At 67.2% G+C, this 22,717-nt stretch carries 4 protein-coding genes; all 4 read left to right on the top strand.

Annotation, left to right across the window (positions count from 1 at the left end; translation table 11 throughout):
- Positions 1-4 precede the first annotated feature (4 nt).
- Genes AC07O3_RS19130 through AC07O3_RS19115 form a run of 4 tightly spaced genes read left to right on the top strand, consistent with a single transcriptional unit; the run spans position 5 to position 22,706 of the window.
- On the top strand, positions 5-6,487 hold the full coding sequence (locus tag AC07O3_RS19130) for an amino acid adenylation domain-containing protein (protein ID WP_495340043.1): 6,483 nt from the start codon (positions 5-7) through the stop codon (positions 6,485-6,487).
- Positions 6,487-15,462 carry an amino acid adenylation domain-containing protein gene (locus AC07O3_RS19125; protein WP_495340042.1) on the top strand — a complete coding sequence of 2,992 codons (8,976 nt, stop codon included), beginning with the start codon at positions 6,487-6,489 and terminating at the stop codon, positions 15,460-15,462. The genes AC07O3_RS19130 and AC07O3_RS19125 overlap by 1 nt, the downstream gene beginning before the upstream one ends.
- 4 nt (positions 15,463-15,466) lie before the next feature.
- The gene (locus AC07O3_RS19120; protein ID WP_495340041.1) at positions 15,467-18,652 is read left to right on the top strand and encodes a non-ribosomal peptide synthetase; all 3,186 of its coding nucleotides are present in this window, start codon (positions 15,467-15,469) and stop codon (positions 18,650-18,652) included.
- Positions 18,653-18,671: 19 nt separating this feature from the next.
- Positions 18,672-22,706: an amino acid adenylation domain-containing protein gene (locus AC07O3_RS19115; RefSeq protein ID WP_495340040.1), complete on the top strand. Its 4,035-nt coding sequence runs from the start codon at positions 18,672-18,674 to the stop codon at positions 22,704-22,706.
- Positions 22,707-22,717: the final 11 nt, after the last annotated feature.

Here is a 22,717-nt window from a genome sequence, read left to right as displayed (position 1 = left end):
CGTCATGCCCGAAATCCAGGATATCTCCGCACGCCGCGCCAGCCTGAGCGCCGAACAACGCGCCAGGCTGAAAGAAAGACTGCGCGGTGCGAATGTGGCCGGCACGCGAGAGGCCGGGAGCGCCATTCCCCCGCGCCCGCAGAAGGACCGGGCGCCGCTGTCTTTTGCCCAGCGCCGGCAGTGGTTCCTGTGGAAGCTGGACCCGGCCCGCACCGCCTATCACCTGAGCGGCGGCCTGGTGCTCACGGGGCAACTGGACACCGAGGCCCTGCGCGCGAGCATGCAGGCGCTGGTCGACCGCCACGAGTCGCTGCGCACCGTGTTCCGCGAGGAAGGCGACGGCGAGGCGGAGCAGGTCATTCTTGAGACCTTGACGGTTGAACTGCCGTGCATCGACCTGAGCGCGCTCGACACTGAAGCGTGCGAGGCAGCCATCCAGCACGAGGTGCGCAGCATTCGCACCGAGCTTTTCGACCTCACGCGCGGCCCGCTGATGCGCACCGTGCTGCTGAAGACCGGCGCGCAAACGCATCGGCTGCTGGTCGTGATGCATCACATCGTGTCCGACGGCTGGTCCGTGCAGCTCACGCTGGACGAGCTGGCCGCGCAGTACGCCGCGCGCGTGCAGGGGCAGCCAGCAGCGCAGCCCGCACTGACGGTGCAGTACGCCGACTACGCCGTCTGGCAGAACCAGTGGCTCGACGGCGGCGAGGGCGAGCGCCAGCTCGCATGGTGGCGCGATCACCTGGGCACCGAGCAGCCGGTGATCTCGCTGCACACCGACCGCCCGCGCAACGCCGATGGCCGCTACGGCTCGGCACGCGTCACCGTCGCGCTGCCGGCCGACACCGTCGCGCGGCTGCGCCAGCAGGCCCAAGGGCAAGGCGCGACGCTGTTCATGGCGCTGCTCGCAGGCTTCAATGCGCTGCTGTTCAGGCACACGGGGCAGACCGATGCGCGCGTCGGCGTGCCCATTGCCAACCGCAACCGCGCGGAGACGGCGGGCGTCGTCGGCTTCTTCGTCAACACGCAGGTGCTGCGCTCGCAAATCGGCGCGCGCACGACGCTGGCCGAGTTGCTGGTGCAGACGCGTGACACCGCCATCGGCGCGCAGACCCATCAGGACCTGCCGTTCGAGCAGTTGGTCGGTGCGTTGCGGCCCGAACGCAGCCTGAGCGCGAACCCGCTGTTCCAGGTGATGTTCAACCACGTGCGACGCGACCATCGCTCGCTGGCCGAATGGCCGGGCGTGTCGGTTCAGCGGCTGGATTTCGAGGAAGAGGATGCGCAGTTCGAGTTGACGCTGCAGACGCTGGAACTCGAAGACGGGCGGGTCGATGCGACTTTTCTCTACGCGGCGGAGCTGTTCGATCGGGAGACGATCGAGCGGATGGCTGGGCACTATCTGTCGGTGCTGGAGGCATTGGCTGCCCAGCCTGAGCTGGCAGTGGGCGATGTGGCGCTGGTGGGGGCTGCGGAGCGCGCGCAGCTTGTGGCGTGGAGCGAGAACCCGCGCCGCCATGAGGGCGCACAGCCCGTGCATCGCCAGATCGAGGCGCATGCGAAGTCGAAGCCGCAGGCGCCTGCTTTGGTCTTCGGCGATGAAGCCCTGAGCTATTCGGAACTCAATGCCCGAGCGAACCGGCTGGCTCATCGCCTGATCGGCATGGGCGCAGGCCTAGATGTGCTGGTGGGCATCTGCGTGGAGCGCTCCACAGAAATGATGGTGGGCATCCTCGCCGTGCTCAAGGCGGGTGGTGCTTATGTACCCCTTGATCCTGAGTACCCCGCAGACCGTCTTTCCTACATGGTCGAGGACAGCGGTATCGCGCTGCTCCTGACCCAGAGCCACCTGCGTTCGCTGATCCCGGGTGCCGATGCATTGCAGGTGCTGGAACTCGACACCCTCGATACAGCGTCCGAGTCCGAGGCCGATCCGCAAGTCAGCCTGCACGGCGAACACCTGGCCTACGTCATCTACACCTCAGGCTCCACAGGCCGCCCCAAGGGCGCAGCCATCCGCCATTGCTCGCTGTTCAGCTGCATGGCCTGGATGCAGGAGTTCTACACCCTCGCAGGTGCAGACACGGTCCTGCACAAGGCCCCCTTCGGCTTCGACGTGTCGGTCTGGGAGATGTTCTGGCCATTGACCTCAGGGGCAAGACTGGTCATCGCCAACCCGGGCGATCACCGCGACCCGGTGCGCCTGGTCGAACTCATCCAGAAGCACCAGATCACGACACTGAACTTCGTGCCCTCGATGCTGCAGGCCTTCCTGGCCTACGAGGGCATCGAAGCGACGACGAAGCTCAAGCACATCATCTGCGGCGGCGAGGCCATGCCAGCAGCCACGCAGAGGGAAGCACTTCAGCGCCTGAGCGGCGCCACGCTACAGAACCTGTACGGGCCGACGGAGACGACGATCCATGTCACCCAGTGGACGTGCCGGGACGACGGCAGCAGCCAGGTGCCGATCGGGAGGCCGATCAGCGAGACGCAGGCGTACGTGCTGGACGCAAGCCTGAACGAAGTGCCCGTGGGCGTGGCCGGTGAGCTGTACCTGGGGGGCATCAACCTCGCACGGGGCTACCTGAAGCGGGCAGGACTGACGGCAGAGCGCTTCATCGCGACAGACAACGGAAGCCGCCTGTACCGCACGGGCGATCTGGTGCGCTGGAACAACGAAGGGCAGCTGGAGTACCTGGGGCGCATCGATCACCAGGTGAAGGTGCGGGGCTTCCGTATCGAGCTGGGGGAGATCGAGGCGCAGTTGCAGGCGCAGCCGGAAGTAAGAGAAGCAGTCGTCGTCGCGAACGAAGGCCCCGCAGGAGCGCGGCTCGTGGGCTACGTCTCGGGGCAACGCATAGACACCGCAACGCTGCGAGAGCGCCTTGCAGAGGCGCTGCCCGACTACATGGTCCCCAGCGTCATCGTCGTGCTCGATGCACTGCCGCTGAACGCCAACGGCAAGGTAGACCGCAAGGCGCTGCCAGCACCGGAGTTCACGAGCGACAGGGCGTACGAGGCGCCCGAGGACGAGATCGAGCAGGCGCTCGCAACGATCTGGGCCGATGTGCTCGGCGTCGCCCGCGTGGGCCGCAACGACAACTTCTTTGAACTCGGCGGCGACTCCATCCTCAGCCTCAAGGTAGCGGCGCGCGCCGCCAGGGCCGGCGTGCAACTGAATCCCCGACAGGTGTTCGAACACCAGAGCCTGTCGCGCATCGCCCATGCCATCAGGATCGATCACGCTTCACAGGCACCGGCAATTCCCGTACTGACGACAACGCAGCGCGTCGGCACCCTCGCGCTGTCCCACGCGCAAATGCGCCAGTGGTTCCTGTGGCAGCTCGACCCCGCAAGCACCGCGTACCACATCAGCGGCGCACTGAAGCTGGAAGGCAAGCTCGATGTAGAGGCCGTGCGCGCGAGCTTCAACGCGCTGGTGCAGCGCCACGAGTCACTGCGCACAGTGTTCCGCGCCGACGCGCAAGGCCTGGCCCGGCAACTGATCCGCGAAGCCGGGGCGCTGGACATCGCCATGGTCGATCTCGCGGCACTGCACACCGGGCAGGAACGCGAAGCGCGCAGCAGGGAAGAAGCCCTGCGCCTGAGCCACACGCCCTTCGACCTGGGCGAAGGCCCGCTGCTGCGCGTAGGCCTGATCCGCCTGGCGCCCGAGGAGCACATGCTCGTCGTGGTGATGCACCACATCGTGTCCGACGGCTGGTCGATGCAGGTCATCGTCGACGAATTCGTGGCGCAGTACAGCGCACGCGTGCAAGGCTCGGTTGCAGAGTTGCCTCCATTGCCGATCCAGTACGCCGACTACGCCGCATGGCAGCGCGACTGGCTGGAAGCCGGCGAGCGCGACCGCCAGCTGGCGTACTGGACGCAGCACATCGGCACCGAGCAGCCCGTGCTGCAACTGCCCACCGACCACGCAAGAAAGGCCGACGGCCGATACAGCGCCGTGCGGCATGGATTCGAACTGCCGGGCGATCTCGTGCAGCGGCTGCACCGGCGCCTGCAGGGTCAGGGCGCGACGCTGTTCATGGGCTTGCTTGCGGGCTTCCAGGTGCTGCTCAGCCGCTACACCGGCGAGTCCGACATTCGCGTGGGCGTGCCGGTTGCCAACCGCCACCGCGCCGAAACCGAAAGCGTGATCGGCTTCTTCGTCAACACGCAGGTGCTGCGCAACGTGCTGGACGGTCGCGAGAGCCTGACGCAGGTGCTGCTACGCGCCAGGGACGCCGCGCTCGGCGCACAGGCCCATCAGGACCTGCCGTTCGAGCAGTTGGTGGAGGCGCTGCAGCCCGAGCGCAGCCTGAGCACCAGTCCGCTGTTCCAGGTCATGTTCAATCACCAGCGCGGCGACCTGAAGGCGCTGCAGAACCTGCCCGGCCTCACGCTGACCGAGTGCGACCTGGGCGCGCAGGCCGCGCAGTTCGAACTGACGCTGGAAACCACTGAAAGCGCCGATGGGAGTGTGCGAGCGAGCCTGCGGTACGCCGCGGAACTGTTCGAGCCTCGAAGCATCGAGCGCATGGCGGGACACTACCTCGCGGTGCTGTCCGCCCTGGCCGATCACCCCGAACAGCCGGTGGGCGACGTGGCGTTGCTGGGCGAAGCCGAGCATGCGCAACTGGCGGCATGGGGCGCGCGCAAGCGGGCGGCTGAAACGAGTGAGCCGATTCATCGGCTGATCGAGAAGCAGGTTCGGGCGCATCCCGAAGCGCCAGCGCTGTCCTTCGGTGAGCAGACGCTCAGCTACGCCGAGCTCAATGCACAAGCCAACCGCCTCGCACACCGGCTGATCGCCTTGGGCGTGCGGCCCGAGACCAAGGTGGGCATTGCAGTGGATCGCTCCATCGAGATGGTGGTGGGCATCCTGGCGATCCTGAAGGCCGGCGGTGCCTACGTGCCGCTGGATCCGGAATATCCGGCCGACCGGCTGGCCTACATGGTCGGCGACAGTGGCATCGCCCTGCTGCTCACGCAGAGCCATCTGCAGGTGCCAGGCACCGAAGCGCTGCAGGTGCTGGCGCTGGACACGCTCGGCCTGGCCGAAGAGCCGTCGCACGATCCGCAGGTCGAACTGCACGGCGAGAACCTCGCCTACGTCATCTACACGTCGGGCTCCACGGGCCGGCCCAAGGGTGCGCAGCTGTGCCATCGCAACGTGAGCCGCCTGTTGAGCGCCACAGATGCGTGGTTCGGCTTCGGCGCTGACGACGTCTGGACGATGTTCCACTCCTACGCCTTCGACTTCTCCGTGTGGGAGATCTTTGGCGCCCTGTGCACCGGCGGCAAGCTGGTGGTCGTGCCGTTCTGGGTGAGCCGCTCGCCTGAAGACTTTCTGCAGCTGCTGCGCAAGGAGCGCGTCACGGTGCTCAACCAGACGCCCTCGGCCTTCGGCCAGCTGGCCGGCCTGCCCCAGGCGTACGAAGGCGGCCTGGCGCTTCGCACAGTGATCTTCGGCGGCGAAGCGCTGGACCCGCAACGCCTGCGCGGGTGGATAGAGCACCACGGCGACGACAGCCCGCAGCTGATCAACATGTACGGCATCACTGAGACCACGGTGCACGTGACCTGGCGGCGCATCACCGCTGCGGACGTCGGCGAGGCGCGCAGTCCGGTGGGCATCGCGATCCCGGACCTGGGGCTTCGGGTGCTCGACGGGCAGCTCAACCCGGTGCCGCTGGGCGTGGCGGGCGAGCTGTACGTCTCGGGTGCCGGGCTGGCGCGCGGTTACCTGAACCGCGAGGGCCTGACGGCAGAAAGATTCATCGCAGCAGAAGACGGAGAGCGGCTGTACCGCACGGGCGACCTGGTGCGGTGGAACAACGAGGGTCAGCTGGAGTACCTGGGCCGCATCGACCACCAGGTGAAGGTGCGGGGCTTTCGCATCGAGCTGGGCGAGATCGAGGCAGGGTTGCTGGCGCAGCCTGAGGTGCGCGAAGCCGTGGTCGTTGCGAACGACGGCCCTGCGGGGACCCGGCTGGTGGGCTATGTGTCGGGGCAGGACATCGACACCGCCGTGCTGCGCGAGCGTCTCGGCGAGGCGCTGCCCGACTACATGGTGCCCGCGGTGCTGGTGGTACTCGACGCACTGCCGCTGAACGCGAACGGCAAGGTGGACCGCAAGGCGCTGCCCGCACCGGAGTTCACCGCGTGCAGCGCGTACGAGGCGCCACGGGACGAGACCGAGGAGAAGCTCGCCGCCATCTGGGCGGAGGTGCTGGGTGTCGAGCGCGTGGGGCGCAACGACAACTTCTTCGAGCTTGGCGGGCACTCGCTGCTTTCCGCGCGGCTGGTGGCGCGCCTGCATGCCACCATGCAAAGCGAACTCACGATCCGCGACGTCTTCCAGTACCCGACCCTGGCCGCCATGGCCGCCCGGATCGCCGAGGCCCTTCGGGACAGCCCCGTGGTCCAGGCCCTTTCAGAAATCGATTCGCTAATCGACAGCATGGAGACCGTTTGATGGAAACCACAGCAACCCGTCGCATCGCCGAGCGCTTCTCCCGGTTGTCGACCGAGCAGCGCCGCGTGGTGTACGAGGGGATCCGTTCCAAAGGCCTGACGCTCGACCAGTTTCCCATCCTCCCGCGCGAAGACGCGGCGCAGGACCTCTGCCATGTCTCCTACGCGCAGCAGCGCCAGTGGTTCCTGTGGCAGCTCGATCCGCAGAGTACGGCCTATCACATCAGCGACGCGCTCAAGCTCACGGGCGCACTGGATGTAGACGCGGTACGCACGAGCTTCAAGGCATTGGTGGCGCGCCACGAATCGTTGCGCACGGTGTTTCGCGCCGATGCCGACGGGCTCGCCGAGCAGGTGATTCGCGAAGACGGCGAACTCGACTTCTCGCTGCTGGACCTCAGCCTGACGGACGCCGACGCCCGCGAAGCGATGGCCCGCGAAGCAGCACACCGCATCGGCAACACGCCCTTCGACCTGACGCAAGGACCGCTGCTGAGGGTGGCGCTGATCCGCCTGGCGCCTGAAGCGCACGTGCTGGTGCTGGTGATGCACCACATCGTCTCGGACGGCGGGTCGCTGCAGATCATCGTGGACGAGTTTGTGGCTCAGTACCGCGCCTGCGTGCAGCACGAAGCGGTGGCGCTGCAGGCAATGCCGATCCAGTACGCCGACTACGCCGTGTGGCAGCGCCACTGGCTGGAGGCCGGCGAGCAGGAGCGCCAGCTCGCCTACTGGAAGGCGCAGCTCGGCGCGACGCAGCCGGTGCTGCAACTGCCGCTCGACCGCGCCCGAAGGCCCGATGCCCGGTATGGCGCGGCCGCCCATCGGGTCGAGTTGCCCGTGTCGCTGGTTCAGGGCCTGCAGAAGCGGGCCCGGAGCCAGGGGGGCACGGTGTTCATGGTGCTGCTGGCCGGCTTCCAGGTGCTGCTCGGTCGCTACAGCGGCCAGCAAGACATTCGCGTGGGAGTGCCGATTGCGAATCGCCACCGTGTGGAGACTGAAGGCGTCGTCGGCTTTTTCGTCAACACGCAGGTGCTGCGCGCCGTGGTCGACAACCGCACCAGCCTGTTGCAGGTGCTGGCGCAGACGCACGAGGCGGCATTGGGCGCGCAGATGCATCAGGATCTGCCATTCGAGCAATTGGTCGAGGCACTGCAGCCCGAGCGCATTCCGGGAATCCAGCCGCTGTTCCAGGTGCTGTTCAATCATCAGCGCGCGGATTTCTCGGGACTGGAGGGGCTGACGGGGCTTGCGCTGGAGCCCTACGACCTGGGAGCCCAGGCCGCGCAGTTCGAGCTGATGCTGGTCACCGACGAGAGCCCCGACGGCCGGCTGCATGCGAAGTTCAGCTATGCGGCAGAGCTGTTCGATGCCTCGACCATCGAGCGCATGGCCGGCCACTACCTGACGGTGCTGCAGGCACTGGCGGACCACCCCGAACAGGCCGTGGGCGAGGTGACGTTGTTGAGCGAAGCCGAACGGGCGCAGCTCGCGGCCTGGGGTGCCGATTCGCAAAGCTTTCCGGATGCGACGCCGGTGCACCGGCTGATCGAAAGGCAGGCTGCGCAGCAGCCCGAAGCGGCAGCGCTGGTGTTCGGCGACGAGATGCTGAGCTACGGCGAACTCAACGCCAGGGCCAACCGCCTCGCGCACCACCTGATCGCGCTGGGCGTCAAGGCGGAAACGAAGGTGGGGATCGCGGTGGAGCGCTCCATGGAAATGGTGGTGGGCCTGCTGGGCATCCTCAAGGCCGGCGGCGCTTATGTTCCGATGGACCCGGAGTACCCCGCGGAGCGGCTGGCCTACATGGCGCAGGACAGCGGCGTTGCGCTGCTGCTGACGCAAAGCCATCTGCAGTCGCAGGTGCCGGGCGCCGAGGGATTGCGCGTGCTGGCGCTCGACACGCTGGACCTGGACGCACAGCCCGCAAGCGACCCGCAGGTCGCGCTGCACGGCGAGAACCTCGCCTACGTGATCTACACCTCGGGCTCCACCGGCAGGCCCAAGGGCGCGCAGATGAGCCATCGCAACGTGACGCGGCTGCTCGGCGCCACCGATGCCTGGTTCCGGTTCGGCCGGCAAGACACCTGGACCCTTTTCCATTCCTATGCCTTCGATTTCTCGGTGTGGGAAATCTTCGGCGCGCTGTGCACAGGCGGCAAGCTGGTCATCGTGCCGTTCTGGGTCAGCCGGTCACCCGAAGACTTCCTGCAACTGCTGCGGGCGCAGAAGGTGACGGTGCTCAACCAGACGCCTTCGGCGTTCGGCCAGTTGATCAGCCTGCCGCAGGCCTACGAGGCTGGCCAGGAGCGCCTGGCGCTGCGCGCGGTGATCTTCGGCGGTGAGGCCCTGGACCCGCAGCGGCTGCGCCGGTGGATCGAGCACCACGGAGACGAAAGCCCGCAGCTGGTCAACATGTACGGGATCACCGAGACGACGGTGCATGTGACCTACCGGCGGATCACGGCGGCAGACCTGGGCCGGCAGCGCAGTCCGGTCGGCCTTGCCATTCCGGACCTCGGGCTGCGGGTACTCGATGCGCATCTGAACCCGGTGCCGGTCGGCGTGGCCGGCGAGTTGCATGTCTTCGGCGCCGGCCTCGCGCGCGGCTACCTGCACAGGGCCGGCCTGACGTCGGAACGCTTCGTCGCGGGAGCGGACGGAGAGCGGCTGTACCGCACGGGCGACCTTGTGCGCTGGAACAACGAGGGGCAGCTGGAGTACCTGGGCCGCATCGACCACCAGGTGAAGGTGCGGGGCTTCCGCATCGAGCTGGGAGAGATCGAGGCGCAGTTGCTGGCGCTGCCCGAAGTGCGCGAGGCGGTTGTGGTGGCCGACGAAGGCCCCGCCGGCACGAGGCTGGTGGGCTACGTATCGCCGCATGCCGGCCAGGCGATCGACGTTGCGCAGCTGAAGGAGCGGCTGGGCCAGGCGCTGCCCGACTACATGGTTCCCGCGGCAATCGTCGTGCTGCAAGGATTGCCGCTCAACACGAACGGGAAGGTAGACCGCAAGGCGCTGCCGGCTGCGGAATTCACGAGCGAGCAGGCGTACGAAGCGCCCGAGGGCGAGGTGGAAGAGAAGCTCGCGGCGATCTGGGCCGAGGTGCTGGGCGTGGCGCGCGTGGGGCGGCAGGACAGCTTCTTCGAACTCGGCGGCCATTCGCTGCTGGCGCTGCGGCTTTTGGAGCGCATGCGCGCCCAGGGCTGGGCGGCACAGGTGCGCACGCTGTTCCAGCAGCCACGGCTCGGCGCCTTCGCGCAGGCGCTGGCGCAGGAGCCGGTGCGGCGGGAAGTGATTGTTCCGCCCAACGGCATTCCGGCGGATTGCAGGGCGATCCAGCCGGAGATGCTGACGCTTGTGGCGCTGGATGCGCGGCAGATTGCGCGCATCGAGGCGGCGGTGCCGGGCGGGGCGGCCAACGTACAAGACATCTACCCGCTGGTGCCGATGCAGGAGGGGATGCTCTTCCACCACATGCTGCAGACGGAGGGCGACGCATACATCACGCTGAACCGCCTGAGTTTCGAGAGCCGCGAAAGGCTCGAGCACTTCGTCGCCAGCTTCAACGAAGTGATTGCGCGCCATGACATCCTGCGAACGGCCGTGATGTGGGAAGACCTGCCCGAACCGGTGCAGGTGGTGCATCGCAAGGCGTTGCTCGAGCTCCAGTGGCTGGCAGATGCCGAGCCGAGTGGTGCGAGCGCGGCCGCGCGGCTCGATGCGCACGTCGACCCGGCCCGCTACCGCATCGACGTGCGCAATGCACCGATGCTCAGGGCCATCGCCGCTCACGACACGGACAACGGCCGCTGGCTCCTTCAACTGGCAAACCATCACCTGGTGGTGGACCACACCACGCTGGAGCTGGTCGTCGAGGAAATCGCGCTGATCCAGCAAGGGCGAAAGGCCGAGCTGTCGGCGCCCGTGCCGTTCCGGCGCTTCGTCGGGCAGGCCAGGCTGGACGTGAGCCAGGCCGAGCACAAGGCCTTCTTCAGCCGGATGCTCGCCGATGTGGAGGAGCCGACGGCGCCGTTCGGCCTGCTCGACGTGCAGGGCGACGGCACCCGCGTGCGCGAAACCTCGCTCGCGCTGGACGCCCGACTCGCGTTGCAGGTCAGGCGGCAGGCACAGAGACATGGCGTGAGCGCCGCGGCGCTGTTCCACCTGGCCTGGGCGCTGGTGGTGAGCAAGACCACGGGCAGGGACGACGTGGTGTTCGGCACCGTGCTGTTCGGCCGCATGCAGGGCGGCGCGAATGCCGACCGGGCGCTGGGCATGTTCATCAACACGCTGCCCGTGCGCGTTCGGCTGGGAACGCAAGGCGTGCAGGCATGCGTGCGCCAGACGCATGCGGCACTGATCGAGCTGATGCATCACGAATACGCCAGCCTCTCGCTGGCCCAGCGCTGCAGCGGACTGCCGGAGCGGATGCCGCTGTTCACGGCGCTGCTGAATTACCGCTACGGCGCGCAGCAGGGCAAGGCGGCGCAGAAGGGCCCGCTCTGGGAGGGCATGGAGATCCTCGGCAGCAGGGAGCGCACCAACTACCCGATAGAGATGTCGGTGGACGACCTGGGCGAGGGCTTCGGGTTGGTCGCGCAGATTCACGAGGCCGTGGATGCCGGGCGCGTGTGCGACCTGATGGTTGCAGCTGTCGAGGCCGTGGCGCAGGGCCTGTCGCTGCAGCCCGACTGGCCGGTCTGCGAACTCGGGGTGATGTCCGATGGCGAGCAGCGCCAGCTTGCCGCGTGGGGTGAAAACACCGTGCGGTATGCAGGAGATGTGCCGGTGCACCGGCTGATCGAGCGACAGGTCGCGGCACATCGCGATGCAGTGGCGCTGGTCTTCGGCGACGAGGTGCTGAGCTACGGCGAACTCAATGCGCGAGCCAACCGCCTCGCGCACCATCTGATCGCCCTGGGCGTGAAGCCGGAGACGAAGGTGGGGATTGCAGTGGAGCGCTCCATCGACATGGTGGTTGGCGTGCTCGCGATCCTGAAGGCCGGCGGTGCGTATGTGCCGCTGGACCCGGAGTACCCGGTGGACCGGCTGGCCTACATGGTGGCTGACAGCGGCATCGCGCTGCTGCTCACGCAGAGTCACCTGAGAGCCCTGGTGCCGGGCGCCGAGGCGCTGCAGGTACTGGCACTGGACACGCTGGACACCGGCGGCTGCTCCGATGCGGACCCGCAGATCGCGCTGGGCGGCGAGAACCTGGCCTACGTCATCTACACCTCCGGCTCCACGGGAAAACCGAAAGGCGTGATGGTGCGGCACCTGTCGCTCAGCCACTTCATGCTGAGCATGAAAGACGCACCGGGCATGACGCAGGACGACGTGCTAGTCGCAGTCACTTCCCTGTCGTTCGACATCGCTGCCCTGGAGCTGTATCTGCCGCTGCTCAGCGGTGCGCGCCTCGTGCTGGCATCGAGGGATGTGGTGCGAAGCGGCAGTGCGCTCGGGAAACTGATGGATGACTGCGGCGCCACGGTGCTTCAGTCCACGCCCGCGGGCTGGCGGCTTTTGCGGGCTACCGGATGGAACGGCGGTCGGCTTGCGAACTTCAAGGGCCTGTGCGGTGGAGAAGCGCTGCAGGAAGACCTTGCGGAAGACCTGCGGGCGATCGGCGTCGAGCTCTGGAACATGTACGGCCCCACCGAAACGACCATCTGGTCGACGGCGGCCGAGGTTCGCGGCAGGCCTCGCATCGGCGGACCGATTGCGGCCACAACGCTCCACGTGCTGGACGGATTCCTGAACCCGGCGCCGGTAGGTGTGCCGGGCGAACTGTTCCTGGGCGGCATCGGCCTGGCGCGCGGCTACTTCCAGCGCGCGGGCCTGACGTCCGAGCGCTTCATTGCGGCGAAAGACGGTCAGCGCCTGTACCGCACGGGCGACCTGGTGCGCTGGAACGCAGAAGGCCAACTGGAGTACCTGGGTCGCATCGACCACCAGGTGAAGGTGCGGGGCTTCCGCATCGAGCTGGGAGAGATCGAGGCGCAGTTGCTGGCGCAGCCCGAAGTGCGCGAGGCCGTGGTAGTGGCGCGCGAAAGCGCGAGTGGCGCATCGCTGGTCGCCTACATCGCATTGCAGGCGGGGCAGGCGATGGAGGTGGCGATGCTGCGCGACCGGCTCGCGGTGGTGCTGCCCGACTACATGGTGCCGGCCGCCATCGTCGTGCTCGACCGCCTGCCTTTGAACGGAAACGGCAAGGTCGACCGCAAGGCACTGCCGGAGGCGGAGTTCACGAGCGACCGCGCATACGAGGCGCCCGAAGGCGAGGTGGAACAAGAGCTGGCTGCGATCTGGGCCGAGGTGCTGGGCGTTGCACGCGTGGGGCGGCATGACAGCTTCTTCGAGCTCGGCGGGCACTCCCTGCTGGCCGCACAACTCGCGTCGAGGGCACGCGTCGACGGCGGCTTCGAGTTGCCGCTGCGCAAGATATTCGAGCACCCGGTGCTTCGAGACCTTGCGAATGTCGCCCGGCAGGCGAGGCATGGCACCCCGTTGTCCAGCCAGGCACCGGTGCTGCAACCGGTCGAGCGCATGGCCGACATGAAGCTCTCGCCCGCGCAACAGCGCTTGTGGCTGGTGAACCGGCTGTCGGACGGTTCGACCGGCAAGCACTCGGCCTATAACATCTCGGCGGCGCTGCGGTTGTCGGGAGCGCTCGATGTCGATCTGGTGCGGGCCACGCTCGATGCCATCGTGCAGCGGCACGAAGTGCTGCGGACCTGCTTCCCCGAGAACGACGACGGCGACCCCGTGGCGCGCATCGCGCCAGAGAGCGAGCTCGTCGTTCCGTTGACGGATATTTCGCACCTGTCGGGCGAGTTCCGGGCGACAGCGATGAACGACGCGCTCGCCGCGCATGCGGGCACCGCGTTCGACCTGACAACGCGCCCGACCTTTGCGGCGGCCGTGCTGCGCTTGCAGCCCGAGGAGCACGTGCTGCTTCTGTGCGTGCATCACATCGTGTTCGACGGTTGGTCGGAAGCCGTCTTCATCCAGGACTTCATGGCCCTCTATGCGGCGCTGCGGGAGGGGCGTGGCTCACCCCTTGCACCGCTCGCGATCCAGTACGCGGACTACGCCGACTGGCACCACCGCAAGCTCGCGCAGAACCTTGCGCAAGACACCGCGTTCTGGCGCGACTACCTCGATGCCGCTCCCGCCGTTTCCACGCTCAAACCCGATCGCACCCGTCCCCCTGTGGCTTCGGTGGCGGGCGACACGGTCGGCATCGATATCGGGAGCGAGCTCGCGCAGGCGCTGCAGGGCCTGGCGCGGGAGCAGAAGACCTCGCTCTACGTGCTGCTGCTGTCGGCCTTCCTGCTCGTGCTGCACCGGCAGGCCGCGTCGGACGACCTGGTGGTCGGCACTGACGTTGCAGGGCGCGACCATCCGGCGCTCGAAGACCTGATCGGCTTTTTTGTCAGCGTCGTGCCGTTGCGTTCCCGGCTCTTGCCAGCACTGCCATTCGTGCAGTGGCTCTCGACGGTCAAGGAGAGCACGCTGTCGGCCTTCGAGCACCAGGACGTGCCTTTCGACCAGATCGTCGAGCTGGTCGGCGCGCCCCGCAGCCGCCAGCACAACCCGCTGGTGCAGGTGCTGTTCGTCATGCAGAACATGCCCGAAGAACGCTTCGAGATCCCGGGTGTCGTCATCGAGCCGATCGCGAAACCCGGAACGACATCGAAGTTCGACCTCGCGGTCTTCGTGAGCGAGAACGAAAGCGGCCTGCGGGCCGAGTGGACCTTTGCCTCCAGCCTGTATGTGCGCGAAACCATCGAACGCGCATCCGCCGCGTGGCGCGATCTCCTGCAGCAGGTTGTCGCGGCACCCAACGGCGTGCTGGAGAGTTTCGTCATTCAATCCAACCCGGAAAGAAAAACCATGTCATCTACTTCGCCTGCGCTGGGCAAACTGCAGAAGCTCAAGAAATTCGCGGACAAGGACCGCGACGTCCAGTCGGCACCGCGCTCGCCCGTGCGCACGTCCTTCCTGTCGGACCAACGGACCTTTCCGCTGGTCATCGAGGCCACGAGCAGCGACATCGACGCGGTGGCATGGGCCCGGGAGCAGCGTGACTACATCGAGGCCAGCCTGCGCAAGCACGGCGGCATCCTGCTGCGCAATTTCGGCCTGCGTACGCCGCAGGAATTCGAGGCTTTTGCAGAAGTGATCGAGCCCGAGCTCTACGGCGGCTACGGCGACCTGCCGAAGAAGGAAGGCGGGCGCAACACCTATCGCTCGACGCCGTATCCCGAGCGCCAGATGATCCTGTATCACAACGAGAGCTCGCACCTCGACCGCTGGCCGCGCAAGCAGTGGTTCTTCTGCGAGCTGCCTTCGCCCGTGGGCGGCGCCACGCCCATCGTCGATTGCCGCGAGATGCTGCGCCATCTGCCGGCCGACATGGTGGCGGAGTTCGAGCGTAAGGAGCTGTTGTACGTGCGCACCTTCGTGCCCCGGTTCGACGTGAGCTGGCAGGACTTCTTCAAGACCGACAGCAAGGCGGAGGTCGAGGCGCGTCTCGCACTGGCGGGCACCGATTGGCGCTGGCTGGACGAGGAAACGCTGCAGACCCGCACCCGTTGCCCGGCGGTGATCACGCACCCCGTCACGGGCGAGCGCGTTTTCTTCAACCAGATCCAACTGCACCATGTGAGTTGCCTGGAGGCGGACGTGCGCGAAGACTTGCTGGTCATGGCCGGAGGCCTGGATCGCCTGCCGCGGCACGTGACCTACGGCGACGGTACGCCGATCGATGATGAGACCATGGCGATCGTCGGCCGTGCCTACGAGGCGTGCGCCGTGCGCTTCGACTGGCGCCAGGGCGATGTGGTGATGCTCGACAACATGCTCGCGGCACACGCGCGGGACCCGTACGAGGGGCCGCGCAAGATCGTGGTCGCCATGGGCGCGATGTTCGACCGCGCTGCCCAGCAACCCGTTGTGTCCGAGGGTTGAAGCCATGGCTGCCATCCTTGAAACCACGAGTTCCGCTTTGCCGCTCAGTCCGGAGCAGCGTGCCATCTGGGCTCAGCACGGAGAACAGGCCGCGACCGGCGCGCCCAAGCTCGTGCTGCTGGCCGATCTCGACGGCGAGCTCGATGCGGCGCGCCTGCAGGCTGCGGTGCAGTCGGTGGTGCAGGCCCATGTGGCGCTGCGCTCGGCTGTGTTGCAGGTTCCCGGCTTCCGGGGCCTGCGGCAACAGGCACTCGATGCGGTGGTCGCGCCGGGCCTGAAAAAAATCGACCTTCGCGGCAATGACGACAGTGCGGCCGCGCTGGCCGACTGGATCGCCGTGTGTACGGAAGAGCCGCTGGATGTCGCGAGCGGCGCGCTGCTGCGCATCGGAGTCGCCCGGCTCGGAGAAACACGACACAAGCTCCTGCTGGTTGCCAGCGTGTTCGCCGCGGACAAGGGCAGCCTGCAGGGCTTGCTGGATCAGATTGCCACGGCCTACCTGACGGGGCAGGTCGTCGATGCGGACGAGGTCTTCCAGTACGCGCAGTTCGTCGAATGGCGCCAGGAGCTCGACAGCGACGACGAAGCGGCCGACGGGCGTGGCTACTGGCATGCCTACATCGACCGCGCCGACATGCTGCAGGCGCCGCGCCTGAACACCCGGGCGGACGGGGAGCGCGAAGGCACACCGACTCGCATCAGCCTCGCCCTTCCTCTTGACGCGGCGCTCGCCGCCCGCATGCAGGAAGTGGCCGGGCAGCTCGGGTGCGGCACCGACTTGCTGCTGCAGGCCGTTTGGTGGCTGCTCGTGGCCCGGCTGACGGGCCACCGGCCATTCGTTGCCGGCTGGCAGAACGATTGCCGGCGCAACTACGAAGTGATGCAGGCAGCAGTGGGCGTCTTCGAGAAGATCCTGCCCGTGGTCGTGGATGTCGCGCCTGAAGAGCGCTTATCCGACTGGATCGGGCGCCTGGGCAAAACAGTCGAGGCGCATACCGAGGCGCAGGAGTACTGGGCAATCGATGCGCCGCCGATCTCCGCGCACCTCGACGTGGGCTTCGGTTTCGACGAGGCGCCTGTGCGGTCGCACGGCGCCGTGTCATGGCGTGTGGACACCGCGCCCGGGCCGCAGCCTTGTTTTGAGCTGGCCCTGCAGGTCGGCCAGGCCGGGCAGGCGTTCACGCTGTCCGTGCATGCGGACGCATCGCGCTATTCATCGCAGGCCGTGGAGCGGTTGCTGTGGCAGTACGGCACGTTGCTTGAAGATGCCGTGGCGCAGCCTCGCGCGACGGTTGGCAGTCTCGTGCTGGTCGGTTCGCGCGAGCGCGAATTGCTGTTGCTCGCAGCCCGTGGCGAGGAGGCGGATTTCGGAACCCTCACGCTGGCCGAGCAGGTCGCCGGCTGGGCTCTGACGACGCCGGACGCGCCCGCGCTGGAGGCAGGCGATGTGCTTCTGAGCTACCGCGAATTCGATGCGCGAATCAACCGGATGGCGCACTGGCTGCAGGCCAAGGGCGCCACGGCCGGAGCGCTGGTGGCGCTCAACCTTCCGCGGTCGGTCGACTTGCTGGTAGCGATGTTCGCGAGTTGGCGCATCGGGGCGGGCTACCTGCCGCTGGACCCCGAATGGCCCGCTGCACGCCGCCAGGCCGTGCTGGAAGACGCCGTGCCGTCGCTCGTGCTCCATGCCACCGGGTCGGCTTCGCCCGGCGATGCGCCGTGGCGGCAGGCATCGCTCGGTGACATGGACCGGGGCGGCTTTGCCGACAGCGCGCCGGCACACCAGCCTGCGATGCGTGACCTGGCCTATGTGCTCTACACCTCGGGTTCGACGGGAACGCCCAAGGGCGTGGTGATCGAGCAAGGGCAATTGCTCAACTACGTGGCGGCGGTGTCGTCGGCCATGGACCTGGGCCGCTGCCGTCGCTGGGCGCTCACCAGCTCGGTCGTCGCGGACCTGGGCAACACGGCGCTCTTCGGTGCGTTCCACAACGGCGCCTGCCTCGTCGTGGCGGACCCCGGCGACGTGAAGGATGCGCGCGCTTTCGCGGGCTTCATGCGCGAACGCCGGATCGACGCGCTCAAGATGGTGCCCTCCCACCTGGAGGCCTTGCTCGAGGACGATGCACCGAAGCTGCCCGACACGCTGGTGCTGGGCGGCGAGGCCGCACCGCGCTCGCTCATCGAGCGCATCGCGCGGCTCGCACCGCAGACCGTGGTCTACAACCACTACGGCCCCACGGAAACGACGGTGGGTGTGATGGTGCATCGTGTGCCGGCAGAAGGCGCCTCGTCTTCGGTGCTGCCGCTGTCGCGCGTGCTGGCGAACAACCGCATCCATGTACTGGATGAGTCCCTGCGCGTGGTGCCGAGCGGTGCGCTGGGGGCGGTGTATGTCGGCGGTGCGCAGCTGTGCCGCGGCTATCTGAACCGGGAAGTGGAAGGCGCTTTCGTGGCCGATCCATTTCAGCCCGGGCAAAAGCTCTACCGTACGGGCGACCTGGCTTGCGTGCTGCCCGAGGGCGGCATCCGCCTGGCAGGGCGGGCTGACGACCAGGTCAAGATCCGTGGCTTTCGTGTCGAACCGGCCGAGGTGGAGGCGGTGTTGCTGTCGCAGCCCGGCGTACGGCAGGCCGTGGTGCTGGCGGTGCCGGCCGGCGGAGGCGACGCCGAACTCCGGGCCTTCGTCGTGGCAGACGAGTTGCTCGCATCGGAGGCCGACCGTTCGGCGCTGACCGGGCGGCTGGGTACGCTGCTGCCCGCGCACATGGTGCCCGCACGCTGCACCTTCGTTGCGGAGTTCGCGCGGCTGCCGAACGGAAAAATCGATCGCCAGTCGTTGCTGTCCGCAGCAAAGGTCGATGACCGGAAGCCGGTGGCAACGGCCCCGCGCGACGCACTCGAATCGGTGCTGGCGCAGTGCATGGCCGGCCTCGTTCAGCGCGACGTCATCGGCGTGGAAGACGACTTCTTCGAACTGGGCGGGCACTCGCTGCTCGTGATCAAGCTGGTGGCGCGCATCCGCAAGCTGCTGCGACTCGATATCGCGCCGGGGCTGGTGTTCGACCATCCCACCGTCGCCACGCTGGCGGCGGCGCTTCGCGCGCTGGAGGAGCAGGACGTCGAGCGGATGGAACTGCTGGCGCACACGCACGAGCAAGCTCGCCTCAAGGACTCAGGATCAGTTTGATATGCAGGATGGAACAGTGATGAACATCACCGATGCGGCGCAGCGGATTTCGGCAGCAGACGAGTGGGCGGAGGAAGACGACGAAATCCGCCGTCGAGTGTCGAACGGCGACGAGGTGCCGTTGTCCCATGCGCAGGAGCAGCTCTGGTTCCTGCAGTGCCTGGAGCCGGGGCTGACGGCCTACAACCTGCCGAGGATGCTCCGCCTGCAGGGCCCGTTGGATGCGGATGCGCTCGAGCGGGCGTTCCAGGCCGTGATCGATCGCCACGGCATCCTGCGCACCCGCTTCTTCGAGAAAGACGGCGTTCCCATGCAGCAGATGGTGCAAGACGTGACGTTCGTGCTGGAGCGGTTCGATCTGTCCCTGGAGTCCGGGGTCGTGCGGCAGGCGCGTGTCGATGCGCTGACGAGCGAGATGGCCCTGCACGTGTTCGACCTGGGCGCCGCGCCCGCACTGGTGGCGAGGTTGATCCGGCTGTCGGACGAAGAGCATGTGCTGACGGTCTGTCTGCATCACATCGTGTCGGATGCCTGGTCCAACCCCATCCTTGCGGCGGACCTCGCTTCGGCCTACCGCCTGGCATTGGCCGCGGGCGCGGCCGTGCGGCTGCCGGCCTTGCCGGTCCAGTACGCCGACTACGCACTGTGGCAGCGGGAACGCCTGCAGGGCGAGGCCCTGGCGACGCAGCTGAACTACTGGAACACCCATCTGGGTGCCGACGTGCCGCCGCTGGAACTGCCGCTGGACGGGGTTCGTTCCTCGCGGCAGACCTTCGACGGTGCCGTGCATCGCTTCGAGCTGGAGCCTGCACTAGCCGTGGCGTTGCAGAAGTTCTGCCGCACGGAAAAGTGCACGCCCTTCGTGGTCCTGCTCGCGACGTGGCAGATGCTGCTGGGCTGGTACAGCGGCCAGAACGACTTTGCCGTCGGCGTGGCCAATGCCGGTCGCCATCGCGACGAGGTACGCGATCTGGTGGGTTTTTTCATCACGACCCAGGTGTTCCGGGCGCGGCTCGAGCCGCGCGCCACGCTGCTCGAAATCTGCCGACGGGTGCGACGCGATTCGTTGTCCGCGCTGGAGCATGCGGACCTTCCCCTCAAGGCGCTGCTGGCCAGCCGCAACGTGAAGCGCGACGCGTCGCGCAATCCGTTGTTCCAGGTGATGTTCGGCGTGCAGATGGGCGACAGCGCTGCCGGCCTCGCGTTCGGCGACGCGCGCACGGAGGAGATCGGTGCCCGCAATGCGAGCGCGAAGTTCGACCTGTCACTGGATTTCTTCATCGAACCGACGCGGGCGCACGCCCAGATCGAATACAACACGGGCCTTTTCGGCGAGGCGACGGTGGCGCGACTGGCAGGCTGGTACGTGCGCCTGCTCGAGGCATTGACGGTCGATCCGGGGCAGGCCTTTTCGGGCGTCGATCTTTGCAGCGCGGCGGAGCGCGCGCAACTCGCGGCGTGGGGTGTGAACACGCAGCGCCATGAAAACGCGACACCGGTGCATCGGCTGATCGAAGGGCAAGCGCAACGAACCCCGGATGCGCCGGCCTTGAGCTTCGGCGAAGAGACGCTGAGCTACGCGCAGCTCAATGCGAGGGCGAACCGCCTCGCGCATCATCTGATTGGCCTTGGCGTAAGGCCAGAGGCGAAGGTGGGCATCGCGGTGGAGCGCTCCATCGAGATGGTGGTGGGGATCCTGGCGATCCTGAAGGCAGGCGGTGCGTACGTGCCGCTGGATCCGGACTACCCGGCGGACCGGCTGGCCTACATGGTGGCCGACAGCGGCATCGGGCTGGTGTTGACGCAGAGCCATCTCACCGTGCCGGGCACCGAGGCCGTGCAGGTGCTGTCGTTCGACATGCTGGACGTTCGCGCCGAATCCGAGACAAATCCGCAGATTGCGTTGAGCGGCGAGAACCTCGCCTACGTCATCTACACCTCCGGCTCCACCGGAAAGCCGAAGGGCGTCGCCAACCGTCATGGCGCCTTGTACAACCGCCTTGCCTGGATGCAGCAAGCCTATGCACTCGGCGCCAACGACACCGTGCTGCAGAAGACTCCCTTCAGCTTCGACGTGTCGGTGTGGGAGTTTCTCTGGCCCTTGATGTTCGGTGCCCGCCTGGCGGTTGCCCTTCCGGGCGACCACCGCGACCCGGCACGCTTGCGAACTTTGATCGGGCAGCACCGGGTCACGATCCTGCACTTCGTGCCCTCGATGCTGCAGGCCTTCCTGGCCCACGAGGGCATCGAGGCTTGCACCAGTCTGCGGCGCATCGTGTGCAGTGGCGAGGCCCTGTCGGCCGAAGCACAGAACGAAGTGTTCAGGCGGCTGCCGCAGGCAGTGCTCTGCAATCTCTATGGCCCGACCGAGGCCGCGATCGACGTGACGCACTGGACCTGCCGGGATGACGGGCGGAGCCAGGTGCCGATCGGACGACCCATCAGCGACACCCGGGCGCATGTGCTGGATGCGGAACTCAACCAGGTAGCTGCAGGAGCGGCGGGAGAGTTGTACCTGGGCGGGGTTAACCTTGCACGCGGCTATCTCAACAGGGCGGGCCTTACCGCAGAGCGCTTTGTTGCGACGGAAGATGGAGCCCGGCTGTACCGCACGGGCGACCTCGTTCGCTGGAATGCGGAGGGCCAACTGGAGTACCTGGGCCGCATCGATCACCAGGTGAAGGTGCGGGGCTTCCGCATCGAACTGGGCGAGATCGAGGCGCAACTCCTGGCGCAGCCCGAAGTGCGCGAAGCGGTGGTGGTGGCACGAGATGCCGCAAGCGGAGCCCGACTGGTGGGCTATGTCTCCGCCCACGCCGGGCAGGCCATCGAGACAGCCGTGTTGCGTGAACGTCTTGCCGGGGCGTTGCCGGACTACATGGTGCCGGCGGCGCTGGTGGTGCTGGATACATTGCCGCTGAACGCCAATGGCAAGGTCGACCGCAAGGCGTTGCCGGCGCCGGAGTTCGGGGAGGCGCGGGCAGGCGAAGAGCCACAGGGGTTGGTGGAGGGCGCACTGGCAGCGATCTGGGGGCAGGTGCTGGGCGTGCCGCACGTGGGGCGCCACGACAACTTCTTCGAGCTCGGTGGCGATTCCCTTGTCGCGCTCAGGCTGCTGGCCAGGATCAACAAGTCGCGTGCGCTGGGCGTGAAGATCTCCCTGCAGGACCTGCTTCAGAAGCAGACGATCGCCAGGCTGGTTGCACAGCTGGACATCGGAGCGACTCCGCAGCCTGTCCAGTTGCTGAACGCGTATGCCGGGCCGGCAGAAGCGATGCCGCTCTTCTGCGTGCCGCCCGGGCTGCGCCATCCGGTCGACTATCGGCCGATGGCGCGCCACCTGGAAGACTCGCGTGCCGTCTACGGCCTGAGCTACACGGACGACATCACCGGGCTGGAGTCGATCGGGCAGATGGCCCGGTACTACGTCGATCTCATCCGCAAGACGCGGCCGCAGGGTGCCGTTGGCATCGTCGGCTGGTCACTGGGAGCGGTTGTTGCAGTGCATGTCGCCAGCCTGCTGGAGCAGGAGGGCGTGGACGTCGCCTTCCTCGGCATGGTCGACAGTTTCCTGCTGGACGAGGGCTTCGATCCGGACGGCTGGTATCAGGACTTCCGCGATTTCGTTCTGGACACCGCGAACGGCAGCATGGGCCGCGAGGCCGTCGAAGCGATGCTCGACAGGTTCGAACCGATCCGCTCAGCATCGGACGAGACCGTGCGCGACGCTGTCGAAGAAATCGTGGCCGCGGCCGGCATGAGCATGAAGACGGCCGACATCGTCCAGGGGATCGTCGCAACCCGGCGCATGAACGCGATCACGGAAAAGATCGCCGCGTTCCCGCGCCTGAACGTGGCGCCGCATTTCTGGTGGAAGAAGGGAAGAGCGGCTGCGGAAAAGGCCGCGCTCCTGTCGCAGTTCGACGGCGAAGCGCGTGCTTCAGTCGAAGTGGATGCCGACCATCAGGGCATCGTGCGCCACGCTGCGATGTTGAGCCATCTGCATGCGGCCATGTGCGATGCGCAGGACAGGGAGACAGCAGGCGCGCGCTGATGGATGGCCTC

It is taken from the genome of Variovorax sp. GW821-FHT09D05, assembly GCF_059416325.1.
Note: the sequence above shows the minus strand (reverse complement) of the source record. Positions and strands in the feature narration are given on the sequence as shown.

Bases quoted from the DNA above. Each gene is read 5' to 3' on its own strand.
- AC07O3_RS19130 (WP_495340043.1), top strand. From the start codon at position 5: ATGCCCGAAATCCAGGATATCTCCGCACGCCGCGCCAGCCTGAGCGCC.
- AC07O3_RS19125 (WP_495340042.1), top strand. From the start codon at position 6,487: ATGGAAACCACAGCAACCCGTCGCATCGCCGAGCGCTTCTCCCGGTTG.
- AC07O3_RS19120 (WP_495340041.1), top strand. From the start codon at position 15,467: ATGGCTGCCATCCTTGAAACCACGAGTTCCGCTTTGCCGCTCAGTCCG.
- AC07O3_RS19115 (WP_495340040.1), top strand. From the start codon at position 18,672: ATGAACATCACCGATGCGGCGCAGCGGATTTCGGCAGCAGACGAGTGG.